At 41.2% G+C, this 10,139-nt stretch carries 13 protein-coding genes; 5 read left to right on the top strand and 8 right to left on the bottom strand.

Translation table 11 applies throughout. The features are described 5' to 3' along the window. A partial coding sequence (locus tag L865_RS0119525; protein ID WP_028774777.1) for an integrase core domain-containing protein occupies positions 1 to 266 on the top strand: 266 nt, incomplete at its 5' end. Positions 267 to 305: 39 nt separating this feature from the next. Here L865_RS0119525 and L865_RS0119520 read toward each other — a convergent pair. Next, positions 306 to 752 (bottom strand): hypothetical protein, encoded by a 447-nt coding sequence (locus L865_RS0119520; RefSeq protein ID WP_028774776.1) that lies wholly within the window; start codon positions 750 to 752, stop codon positions 306 to 308. A gap of 126 nt (positions 753 to 878) precedes the next feature. Here L865_RS0119520 and L865_RS0119515 point away from each other — a divergent pair, with 126 nt between their 5' ends. Continuing rightward, positions 879 to 1,190, top strand: coding sequence for a cupin domain-containing protein (locus L865_RS0119515; protein ID WP_028774775.1), 312 nt, complete (start codon positions 879 to 881; stop codon positions 1,188 to 1,190). A 130-nt stretch (positions 1,191 to 1,320) separates the two neighbouring features. Here L865_RS0119515 and L865_RS0119510 read toward each other — a convergent pair whose 3' ends face one another. From L865_RS0119510 to L865_RS0119495, 4 genes are all read right to left on the bottom strand, one after another. Further along, positions 1,321 to 1,665, bottom strand: a complete 345-nt coding sequence (locus L865_RS0119510) for a hypothetical protein (RefSeq protein ID WP_037471646.1) — start codon at positions 1,663 to 1,665, stop codon at positions 1,321 to 1,323. 12 nt (positions 1,666 to 1,677) lie between these two features. Continuing rightward, positions 1,678 to 2,178, bottom strand: coding sequence for a hypothetical protein (locus tag L865_RS0119505; protein WP_028774773.1), 501 nt, complete (start codon positions 2,176 to 2,178; stop codon positions 1,678 to 1,680). 586 nt (positions 2,179 to 2,764) lie between these two features. Next, positions 2,765 to 3,742 carry a transposase gene (locus L865_RS0119500; protein WP_028774772.1) on the bottom strand — a complete coding sequence of 326 codons (978 nt, stop codon included), beginning with the start codon at positions 3,740 to 3,742 and terminating at the stop codon, positions 2,765 to 2,767. A 115-nt stretch (positions 3,743 to 3,857) separates the two neighbouring features. Beyond that, positions 3,858 to 4,373 carry a hypothetical protein gene (locus tag L865_RS0119495; RefSeq protein WP_028774771.1) on the bottom strand — a complete coding sequence of 172 codons (516 nt, stop codon included), beginning with the start codon at positions 4,371 to 4,373 and terminating at the stop codon, positions 3,858 to 3,860. Positions 4,374 to 5,031: 658 nt separating this feature from the next. Between L865_RS0119495 and L865_RS24240 the strand changes: the two genes are divergently transcribed. From L865_RS24240 to L865_RS25795, 3 genes are all read left to right on the top strand, one after another. Beyond that, positions 5,032 to 5,418 carry a Mor transcription activator family protein gene (locus L865_RS24240; protein ID WP_051484707.1) on the top strand — a complete coding sequence of 129 codons (387 nt, stop codon included), beginning with the start codon at positions 5,032 to 5,034 and terminating at the stop codon, positions 5,416 to 5,418. A 296-nt stretch (positions 5,419 to 5,714) separates the two neighbouring features. Beyond that, the gene (locus tag L865_RS0119485) at positions 5,715 to 6,281 is read left to right on the top strand and encodes a hypothetical protein (RefSeq protein ID WP_028774770.1); all 567 of its coding nucleotides are present in this window, start codon (positions 5,715 to 5,717) and stop codon (positions 6,279 to 6,281) included. 9 nt (positions 6,282 to 6,290) lie between these two features. Then, positions 6,291 to 6,476, top strand: coding sequence for a hypothetical protein (locus tag L865_RS25795; RefSeq protein ID WP_028774769.1), 186 nt, complete (start codon positions 6,291 to 6,293; stop codon positions 6,474 to 6,476). Positions 6,477 to 7,152: 676 nt separating this feature from the next. On the opposite strand, the gene L865_RS0119475 is transcribed toward L865_RS25795, so the two are convergent. From L865_RS0119475 to L865_RS24645, 3 genes are all read right to left on the bottom strand, one after another. Next, the gene (locus L865_RS0119475) at positions 7,153 to 7,473 is read right to left on the bottom strand and encodes a YdbL family probable chaperone protein (protein WP_028774768.1); all 321 of its coding nucleotides are present in this window, start codon (positions 7,471 to 7,473) and stop codon (positions 7,153 to 7,155) included. 24 nt (positions 7,474 to 7,497) lie between these two features. Beyond that, positions 7,498 to 7,689, bottom strand: coding sequence for a YnbE family lipoprotein (locus L865_RS0119470; RefSeq protein WP_028774767.1), 192 nt, complete (start codon positions 7,687 to 7,689; stop codon positions 7,498 to 7,500). 95 nt (positions 7,690 to 7,784) lie between these two features. Then, positions 7,785 to 10,139: intermembrane phospholipid transport YdbH family protein (locus tag L865_RS24645; protein ID WP_169732712.1), on the bottom strand; the 2,355-nt coding region annotated here is incomplete at its 5' end.

Here is a 10,139-nt window from a genome sequence, read left to right as displayed (position 1 = left end):
AATACCAAGCGGCACTAGCAGCCTATGGAATGACCCCATCAATGACAGATGGATATGACTGCTACCAAAATGCACAAGCAGAGCGTGTGAATGGTATTTTGAAGCAAGAGTTTTTGCTTAATCGCTGCAGAACGATGAAAGAGCTTGGCGTTTTAATCAAGGAATCGATAGAGATTTATAATCAATTACGGCCGCACCTTAGTTTAGGAATGAAAACCCCAAATGAGGTGCATGAAAAAGCCAGTTGGGAATACCAACTGGCTTAATAAAAACCGTCAACCTATTTTAGGACTAGACAGTGGCTGCTAGTGAGTCAGTCCCGTTGCGGCGATAGCGCCCGTGTGAGCTTGTGTGTCGGCTTTTTTGATCACTCTTACATCTAATGGATCACCGTAACCATCAAAGACGACATCAACAATATCTCCCTGGGCAATAGTGTCATTTACTGCCGGCAATTTAAGGTTGATAACACGATTATCTTCTAAACGGATAACCAACTCTGAGGTCACCGATAGCGTGCCTTCTTCTATGGCATCACCAATTAGACCGCCGATGATCCAACCTGACAGGCGAGAGCTAGAGTCTGATCCCGCTAGGCCACTGAGTTTACCAATGGCCTGTCCGGTGCCGGTGTTATCGGCTTTAGTAATTTGATTTGCTAGCACTTCACCTTGGCGGTGCATTGAAACTTCATTTGAAGCACAACCAAATAGCATGATAGAAGTGAGTAAGACGGCAAAAATTGATTTCATAGATAAGTCCTTAGTTAAGTCAGTGTTGTTTTGGCTAAGGCTATTTTCTATTCTAAATGCAAATTCATTAAGTTAGTTAGTATTCGAAATTTTAATATTTGTGGTTAAGTCTATTGGAGATAAAGAGTGAATTTATATGAAAATCTGCCAGCGGATCCTTCAATGGAACATTTTGAAGATATCGTCAATCAAGCAAACGTGCGTATTGAACGTATTGTATCCTTTGGCCAACAATCACCGCAAAGTGGTTGGTATGAACAAGCGCAGCAAGAGTGGGTTGTAGTGCTAAAGGGGCGAGGTATTGTTAGCTATGATGATGGCCGCGAGTTTGATTTAAGCAATGGCGACAGTTTACTGATACCCGCTCAACAAAAACACAAAGTGAGTTTTACCGACCCTGAGCAAGCCACTATCTGGCTGGCGGTGTTTTTTGATTGAACGTTGCAAAGCTAAGCGGTAAGAGAATGCCAAAAATCTTGTGGTCGATTTAACGCTGCCAAGGCTTTGAGCTAACCGTTAACCGTACCTGTCCGTCGTATAACCAAGGACAGGTACAGTGGTTTAGATACTAATTGGCTGACGGCGCGGCAATATCAATGCCTGTGGCAGCACTGATCGCGCCCCACAAAACACCCACAAGGGCATTCCACACCTTTTCTATGGTGACCATCAGTAGCCCTCGAAGCGTTTTGGCAAAATTTAACGTCATATCTTCAAGTGAATCTAAAAAGAAATCGCGCAAATCTTCGTCTATGTCGCCCGAAGCAACCCCTTTGGCAATCAGTTCAGCCTGTTTAGCTAATGCTTTTAATTGTCTTTCTGAAAAGCCTCTTAACACAGTCACATCTTGATTAATGACTTGAGAAGCGGCGTTTTTCATATCAGACAGTAGTTGGTTTATATCTATAGACATTTCAATATTCCTTTATCGATTTAGAAAAGACTCATAAGTAATAGCTTGATCCATTGAAATAGAAACCGCGTTTTTAAACGTAGCAACCACCGGTTCTTGCAATCCGATTTTGCAATCGGTCTGTTTCATCTTAGTGAGGTTTTTTGAGACCTCCTCAAGCGCATTTGTGCTTGGCGGTTCATTGCCTACGATTGCACCAAATCCTTTCGAACTAAGGTAATCATTAATTTTATCGATGGTGGAGCTATCTGGCATTGGGCGGGCTTTTGACTGCAGTGCTAGCGCATCAATAGCGCCAATGACTGAATTGTAGGCATTGGCTCTTTCACTACAGGTTTTGCGGTCTGTACCAGATGATACAGATGCAAATAGCTGCATAACTTGCACGTTAGTGCTTGTTATTCCCTCAAAAAGTGCTTGATCATATTTAGGCGCGAGTTGGGTGACGCAGCCAGTTAAAAATACCAGCGATAACATCAATAAAGGTCTTGATAATAACTTAATCAACTTCATGTCTACTTTCTCCTTTGTTAATTTTATTAATCCTTGCTCATTAAACGGTGTATTATTTCTTTGATTGACTTTCGGTATGGTCTATTTAAGGTCACTGCTTATACTATTCTTAGTTGGTTATTTATTAATCAATCGTTGTGATGATTTATAGCACTGGTTTAGGATTGCTATATGTAAATAGGTGAGGGTGGATTAAACGGTATTAAGTTGGCATTTATTGTGACTCTAAATGCCGAGATATATCAGAATTAATCTAGTGATGGGTTTACTATATCGAGTATCAATGAGCTGGTAATGTAAGCAAAGCGATAGGCCCTGTTTGCACTTGTATGTAACCAATATACATCGGTGTATTGCTTATCTATGTAAAATATAAGCCAGCCATTATAAATCAACAGCGTAGCAAGATTTATAAGAGTTATTCAAGGGGCTAGCAATTAAACACCATCAAATATTGTGCTTAATACAAATAAGCATTGAAAATCAGTCTAAATTGGCAAAATCAGGTATAAATTGCTGTTTTCAGCGAAAGGGAGGCTTACTCAACCGAAAAGGCTGAGGGTTAAGGTAATGTGAGGCTCTAAACTTAATTGGCAGCAATAAACTGGCAACTACTTGAGAAATGTCGCCTTCGCTTGTGTAGATGTTCACAATAATGACTAAACTCTTCCAATGTCCCCACTGGGCCATGGAAAAGTTGGCCAAATTCAGATACGATTTTAAGCCAATTAGCTGAGGAGATGTTCAATCGGCTCAATATGTCACAAGCCTGTGAATCAATAGCACCACGTTTATCGTCTCGAATCACCCTGCCTGTTTCATCCACCAATACGAGGTAGTCTTGTAGTGAGAAAGCGATGCCTTTGGGTTGATTAGCACGTTCATTACCAATGAAAGGTAAAAGGCGTTTAGGTTGCTCTCCCGTGAGTGCTGCTTTGACTCTGAGTTTGATACTTGTGAAGTCCGATTGCTCAGGTGTGGTCGCCATTTTAGCCCGTATCGGATTAAGTTCGACATAGGCCATACAGGCCAATACAGCAGCTTCATCAAGCAACGCTTGTGATTTAAATCGTCCTTCCCAGAAGTGTCCTGTGCAGTTATCTTCTAGATTAGCTTGTCTTGCAACAGGCTCATTTAGACACCTCATAAACCAGCTAATATCGCAAAGGCGCGAGCGATACGTCGCAATCAGGTATTTAAGCTGAGCAACTGCGTATTCTTCTATCACTTCACCTTTAGCGAATTTCTGCGTTAACTCAGTCCCTTTAAACAGTTTATGCCATTGCAATACGACGTCCCTATCTGACCAAGTGTTAACTTGCTCAACATCAATATAAAGCACGACATGCAGGTGGTTGCTCATCACTGCATAGGCTGCAACATCAATGGCAAACACTTCGGTAAGTTTTAAGATTTGAGCTTCAATCCAACCACGGCGGTGGTCATAATTTTTGCCAGTGTATTTATCATCACCACATAAGAAGGCGCGTCTTACAACGCGACTACAGCAGTGATAGTAAGCAGTGTCTTCGAGACTAATGAGGGTTCGTCTAGGTCTTGGCATGCAACCTCCTTGTTATATGCGCAAATCAAGCATAGCCGGAGGTTATCATTTACGCAATTAATAATGGCTGTCTAACTTTTTTCTTACAATTAATAATGGCTGTCTAACTTTTTTCTTATTTTTCATCATAGCAAATCCTCACCCCGCCGGTATATCTACAACCACCAGTGTTAGGTGGAGGTGTGGATGAAGCTGATGGAATATCGTCAAAGTCAATCAATACCTGAGTGACATTATCAACATCTAGATAGGTGATGCTTGCATTTTTATCAGTACTTAAATGAGATGTAGGTGTAATTCTAAATGATAGGTTTCTATTTGTAGTATTAGTACTGAACGCATTTGCAGCACCTACATCAGAGTGATATTCGGCAATGTAAGAAGATGCTCCTCCAGCATTAAAATCAAATAGTGATATTTTGTTTTGTACGTTATCTTTTGAAAATGCTACAAATTGTACTGGTGTGTTTTGTGAGACATTACTAAGCGAGAAACAGTTATCAAATCCTTCTGATTTATCTAACTCTAACTCTATTGTATTATTTTTTACTAATGAGACACATTCTATAGTTCCTGCAAAAGCACTAATGCATGTTGTCGATAGTAAAAAAGCTAATATAGCTTTTTTCATTTTGACTTACTCCATGTCGTTTAAAATTCATACAAACCTTATATGAGAAATATATTTATTTCAAGAGCCAAATCTAGAATCAATTCCTTTCAGCTTTACAACCTGCTTTGAAGTATCATACTCTCGGAGGTTTAAAACTTGACTTATTGATGCAATGGTTAGTGAGGCGCATTTGTTGGGTACTCCAAAAAACAAGTTTATAAAAATAACTCGCTTAAAATGTAAATAGCATTGGATACGAATTGCCTAGTGAACATGACCTCCTACCATTATTCGAAGCACTTAAAACTGGAGATCTCCTGCTTCTTGCTCGCCAAATATTATTCCCACGGAGTTAGATCTCCAAGCTTAAGTGAAATTTGTCCATAAGACTCGAGGCAGTCCATATAACTCTATGAAGTATCTACTGTTCTAGGGGCTTACCATGAGTCATGTGGTCATTTTTTGTTATATTCATTCAGGCAATAGGTATGTCAGCTGCTCTTTAGCGACGTGTCAAACCGCAAGGTTTTTCGTCTCTTTATGTTCAAAACCCTGGTCAATAATTCTTAAATTCTGCCCGAAACTAATCGTACTTTCCTGAAATATTTCTTACCCTGAAATCCTTCCTGGTATTATTTAATAAGGACTCACAAACACCACCTAGTTGAAGTATGTAATGTCCTTAAATAATGAAAAACTTGATCTCAGCTCACTTAGTTCAAAGCAGTTGTGGCAATTAAAACTGAAATGGCCCAAGAACTTAGTCGATCTAGTTTGTGTTGTTGATAAAAGCTTAGCCAACGAAAAGCTTGATGAACCGTTGTTGGCGGAAAAGATTATTGCCGAAATTTCGTTTTACTTAGGTGGTCGAGATATCTACATACCTAAAGGTAAACCACTCTCTGATTTCTTGCGGAACATACGGATTTATCAAGCATTCAATGGTCGCAATAGTGATGATTTAGCAGTGCAATACGGTCTAACTTGCCGCCAAATTAATAATATTATTAAACAGGTGAGAGAGATAAATCGTCAGTCCAGTATCAATATTAAAAATGACTAAATTATTCTTAAATCAGTAACTCTCAAGCTTTGTGAGGAGCCCCCTATGTGTCTATATCGTCGATATCAAAGTAAAAAAATGGCCGCTTATCAAAATAGAAACAAAAGCTTGTCGCGAACATCCTTTTCAAGCCGAACAAGGTTTCAAGGGGGACGCCCCTGGACAAACAGTACACAAGATAGAAATGGACATTAGATCAACTCGATGACCCATGATACCTAACTCATAGCAAGACTTTTGGTCCCTTACGTCCAGTATCAGTTGGGCCAAAAATGAAACTTAAAAAAGGAAACATGATGAAAGAATCAATCTCTCAACTCGTTGATACAACAAAGCATGCTAAATTAACCTATGAAAATAATGAAAGTGAAATAGAACGTCTTAAAAACAGTGTCTTGCCAGCTCTAAAAGAAGACTTACAGCCATTGGTAGGAAGTCTACAAATGGCTAAGTTGGCTTTGAATCAAGCAACCTCTACCAATGAACTTAAATCGGCAAAATCCAAATTAAGCAACCTTAAAGAGCAGTGTTCAGATATAGAGACATTAATAAAGAACACCGAAAGAAAAATCACAACGAACCAGAATGAACGAAATCAACTTCACAATGAGTTTATAAGAACAAGGGGAGCCTTGGCTGCTGTGCTTGTTGAGCAATATCAGGCTGAGCTTACCGAAATCCCAAAAGAATACAGTAACAAGATTTATAAGTTGCTTGCTTTGTCTAGGGAATGTGGATTTAGCGCAGGATATGACTTTGGCCAGGTATTCAATCTGGCTAAACTCAAAGTAAATGACAAGCTTGTCAGTGAAGCCTGTGATGGCATTGAAGACGATCTAAATTATCCCCTAAGAGAGCGATAAAAGGTTGGTATGTTAACAGAACAAGAAAACACAATTCTACGCAATATGGGCGTGAGTAAAACCGCTTTTCTTAAAATGAAGAATCAGTCTGATAGTACGTTCTCTCAAACAGGTTTATCTGAACAAGAACTGGCAGTATGCAAACGAACTGGAGTGTCAGCCGAAGCATTTCTTGTGCAGAAAAACCAAACATAGACATTTAAGTTGCCCCTTCACGAGCACGTAATGAACCCTACATGCTCGTTTTGGGTTTTATTTAGAGGTAATCAGAGTTAGCTAGAAATATTTTGGAGTAAAACCATTCCAAATAAGGGGTTATGGCTTCCCGTTATCTGAAACAGTTGAGAATCCAGTTATCTTGCATTTCTGCCACAATTATCCTGCAACGGATCAAATAAAATTAAATGTTAAAGGGGAGCGTGTTTTTGTTTGCTTTCTGAGTTGCCCAAAAATGTCGCAAAATTCCAAACTTTGCATTATAACTGTATATATATACAGCATTATAGTGAGAAAGGGGGAAGGGATGCCATCCGTTTTTATTGAATCAAGCGCAAGGCAGCGACATTCGTACAGTGCAAGAGTTATTGGGGCGCTGTGATATACGTACAACAGGGATTTATGTACAACAGGGATTTACGTACAACAGAGATTTACGTACAACAGAGATTTACGTACAACAGAGATTTATACTCATGTACTTGGTCAAACAAGAGCCGGAACGATAAGCCCTTTCGATCGTTTAAGTAGTTAATGGGTTTTACTGTTGAACTAAGAGTTGAGTATCAGTGCTACGCTGTTAGCTAAAAATAAGTCAAGTTTTCGCGACACATTACATTCACCCCAGTGTGCTACTGGGGTGAACTGCAAGGCATTATTTTTTAATCCACTTACCCGACTGGGTTTGTATATAGTGACCTTTTTTGGTGCCACGAATGGCTTTTTCAGCCGCGAGTTTGGCGACATCTTGGGTACTGATACCATTTTTAGTGGCAATTTTCTGATAGTGTGATTTACGTTTAGCGTTAACACTACTTACTAGGCTTTGTGCCTCGGGACTGGCTTTTACTATGCCTAAGTAACCGTTGGTTTGCTCACCAACAAATCCTTGGGATTTTGCATCTTGTAGTGAGATGGCGAAAACATTCGCGCTAAACACCAGGCCAGCGACGAGTAATAAAAGTGAACGGTTCATTATGATACTCCTGTGGTTTGGTGGTTAAAAAAGTTCGTCATTAGACAATAGGTCGTCTAACTCTTTATCAACTTTAATCTTAATTTCGTGTTCAATTTTGACATTAAGATTGATGACAATGGGTTTCTCTGGTGGCTCTATTTTGACTGTCGGCGTACAACCACTGGCTATTAACAGGGTGATTACCATACCGCACAGTGATGTCTTTTTTAGCATAATCACAGAGGTGTCCTTATTATTCTGTAAGCGTGTGCGCTCATTTAGCGAGTTAGTTTTATTGTAGTCAATGTAGATGACGATAAGCTGAACAGTTATTGTTGCATCGATTGTTCAATTTGATTTTGAAGTTTATCACCAATCTGTAAGCTCTTTAAAAGCTGTAATACGTTCTCTTGGTGATGATAATTTAAATGGATCGGCCGAGTCACATCAGCGGCTTTACCTTTAACTGATACCGCCATTACCGCATCACCACCGGCCGCCATATCAAAGCTGCTGGCCAGTTCACTATATTGCAAATGCTCTAGGGTTGAAAACACAAAATCCAAATAAGGTTGGGTTAACCGCATCTGCTCGATGGCAGGGTTGCCGTCGAGCATAATAAGCCCGCCTGGTGCCCGCGCCGCCAGCTGTCCACCACTAATGGTTAGCTGACGATTGATCACATCCATGGGTAATACGCCGTCAAACACACCGTCTGCATATAGGCCTGTGACTGGCTGAATGTCGAGTAGCTGTTGTAATTGTAACCCTTGCAACACTAGATAGGCATGGGAGTCAGCGTTGGTATTAAGGCTAAAGCTAGGGATGAGTAGCTCACCGCCAAGCAGTTCTCCTGACGCTGTGAGGTTGAGCGTTGCCGGACCGATTTTTGATGGCGTTACATTACTGGCGGGTGGCGGTTGTATTTTTGAGTCTTGTGCCATTAATGGCGACAGGTCTGCGTCAATATCGGCGTTAATGTTAAGGTTTGAAATTACCGTGCCGGGGTTGAACGCGGCTACATTAAAATCAATTGCAGGGCAGGTAACTCGGGCTTGTATTGTCTTATTGCTGCTAAGGTTGCTGTGGCAATTGACGGTGAGTAAACCATCTTCAAAAGGCAAATTACGGTAGCCGCCATTTAGCGCATTAAAACGGGCATTAATATCCGCGTTAAGTGTTAGCTGTTGTGGGCTTTTAATCAGTTGATAATCACTGCTAATGTCACTGCTGCCAGCAAGTGCTACTTGCCATTGCTGCAGCGCATCACTGGGGGCGAGGGCGAGTAATTGTTCTATATCGCCTTGTTGCTGAAGTTGGCCTGTGACGGTAATGTCACGGCCAAAACTCGCCTTATGTTGACTCGTCAACGCCAGCAACCCCAGTTGCCACTGTTCGTGGGTGTTTACGGCGAGGTTATGCTCTTGGGCTGCCGCGCTGTTTTCACTGGCATTTTTATGGTTGCTTTGGGTCGCCGGCTTAATATCTAGGTGTTGAGACAAATAAATCTGGCTGAAATCAATCAGTGTCTGACTGGCATTTCTTTTAGCTTGTGTGTCTGTTTTGGTAAGGCTTACGCCGTCTAACTGGTAGTTGAGTAACTGACTAATTTGGCTGCGCGCAAAGTCAGTGAGATTAATCTTTATCGATGTTTCATCATGCGGTGCCTGGCTTGTGTTAGAGGTAGATGAATCGATGTGAATAGTGTCGATGACCGCTTGGTAGTGCTGATATTGTTGGGCCACAAACACTTCTATATTCGTCAATTGAGTGGATAACGGCCATACCGATATCAGTTGCGATGTGTTTTGTGTTGAAGCTGGCATGGCAGGGGCGGTTAATTGGGTTTGGCTGCCAAGTGCTGTGCCTGCTTGTTGTACGATCTCTATGCCTTGCGAGGCCAAACTAATTTGCTGACTACGAATATCAGCCGTGTCATGACTGAAATGGATCGCTTTGGTGGTTAACTGAGGCTTGTTCACCGACAATGACCACGCTTGCGGACCACTTTGCCACTTAAGCTGCTGGACATTTAATTGGCTTTGTTCACTGCGCAGCAAGCTGACTGAAGGCACTGATTGGGCAAGATTGTCACTAAGCTGCGCGATATCAAAAGATGCGCCAACAACGTTAAGTACAGGGCCTTGTACATTGGCGTTTAAGGTTTTATTGAGTGTTTGCCCGTCTAGATTAACGCGCTCGCTGGTTAAACTAATATTATCTGCTGAGTAAAAAGGTGTCAGATTGCTAAACGCCGCATTGGCTAATGTGACCCGCTGAACACTTGTTTCACTTGGTGATTTTTGGTGTTGGCTCGCTACAGAGTGTGGGCTTTGTTCAGTAAGAGGGCTGTGAGTCGTCACAAGAGCCGAGCTTTGCTTACTCAACCTTGGCTTTAACAAGCTAAATTGCCAGTTAGGTTGAATGTCTGCGTGCCATTGCCAAGCACTTTGGGTATCGCTACTTGGCTTAGTATTTTGATTTGTATTGGATAAGTTTAGCTTTGAGCGTTGAAGTTCAGTGCTGCCGCTGGCGTTAAAGGCTAAGCGTTTTGCATCAAACCACACCACGCTGTGATTATCCTTATCGTTATCCTTATCCTTATCCTTATCCTTATCCTTATCCTTATCCTTATCCTTATCCTTATCCTTATCCTTATCCTTATCCTTATCCTTATCCTTATC

The sequence above is a fragment of the Shewanella waksmanii ATCC BAA-643 genome (assembly GCF_000518805.1).
Lineage (GTDB): Bacteria > Pseudomonadota > Gammaproteobacteria > Enterobacterales > Shewanellaceae > Shewanella > Shewanella waksmanii.
Note: the sequence above shows the minus strand (reverse complement) of the source record. Positions and strands in the feature narration are given on the sequence as shown.

Bases quoted from the DNA above. Each gene is read 5' to 3' on its own strand.
- L865_RS0119510 (WP_037471646.1), bottom strand. From the start codon at position 1,665: ATGTCTATAGATATAAACCAACTACTGTCTGATATGAAAAACGCCGCT.
- L865_RS0119475 (WP_028774768.1), bottom strand. From the start codon at position 7,473: ATGAACCGTTCACTTTTATTACTCGTCGCTGGCCTGGTGTTTAGCGCG.
- L865_RS24240 (WP_051484707.1), top strand. From the start codon at position 5,032: ATGTCCTTAAATAATGAAAAACTTGATCTCAGCTCACTTAGTTCAAAG.
- L865_RS0119520 (WP_028774776.1), bottom strand. From the start codon at position 752: ATGAAATCAATTTTTGCCGTCTTACTCACTTCTATCATGCTATTTGGT.
- L865_RS0119500 (WP_028774772.1), bottom strand. From the start codon at position 3,742: ATGCCAAGACCTAGACGAACCCTCATTAGTCTCGAAGACACTGCTTAC.
- L865_RS0119470 (WP_028774767.1), bottom strand. From the start codon at position 7,689: ATGCTAAAAAAGACATCACTGTGCGGTATGGTAATCACCCTGTTAATA.
- L865_RS0119485 (WP_028774770.1), top strand. From the start codon at position 5,715: ATGAAAGAATCAATCTCTCAACTCGTTGATACAACAAAGCATGCTAAA.
- L865_RS0119505 (WP_028774773.1), bottom strand. From the start codon at position 2,178: ATGAAGTTGATTAAGTTATTATCAAGACCTTTATTGATGTTATCGCTG.
- L865_RS25795 (WP_028774769.1), top strand. From the start codon at position 6,291: ATGTTAACAGAACAAGAAAACACAATTCTACGCAATATGGGCGTGAGT.
- L865_RS0119495 (WP_028774771.1), bottom strand. From the start codon at position 4,373: ATGAAAAAAGCTATATTAGCTTTTTTACTATCGACAACATGCATTAGT.